This window comes from Pseudomaricurvus sp. ABR4_320 (genome assembly GCF_056159445.1).
In genome coordinates this window covers 1-524 of the sequence record NZ_JBSWVF010000090.1, presented here as the reverse complement: position 1 = coordinate 524, position 524 = coordinate 1, and the positions used below count along the sequence as shown (strand labels likewise).

The following is a 524-nucleotide window of genomic DNA, read 5'->3' as shown; positions in this document are numbered from 1 at the left end:
TCAAGATCATCCATTGCTTCAAAAAAAATGTCCTCTTCACCCGTATCGTCCGAAAAGGCAATAACGTCGTTACAATTAAAGGTTTCTGGTGATTGACCACTTTTGGTCACTTCGATATTCGTGCCTCCAAAAACCACAGTAAAACGTTCTCCTAAGAGTTCTCCAGAGATAGAGCCTTGGCTGGGGCAGTAATTACCTTGTCCCAGATTAGCGGGATCATATTCGATATCTGAGTAGGTATAAGCCTGGTTAATCGTGTCGCTCTCGTAATAGGGGCTTTCATCCACACTTGTTATATCTTCAACGCCGTTAACCGTTAGAGCTGAACCGTTGTAGCCGATGGAAATATCAAGCTTGTTGGTGGTGATTTCCAGAGAGATATCCCCGGCTACGAAGGTATCCGTTGTGCCTGGGTCAGCGGTTGTTGAGATCTCGAAGCCAGATATTTGTTGGGGGTTATCGGAAGCTCTTATTAATTGGGTACTAGAATTTATGACACCTTCACTCGTGCGAGAGATTGTGAG

General features: G+C 44.7%; 1 protein-coding gene. It reads right to left on the bottom strand.

Annotation, left to right across the window (positions count from 1 at the left end):
* Window positions 1-524: hypothetical protein (locus ACXAFR_RS27490; protein ID WP_475183403.1), on the bottom strand; the 524-nt coding region annotated here is incomplete at both ends.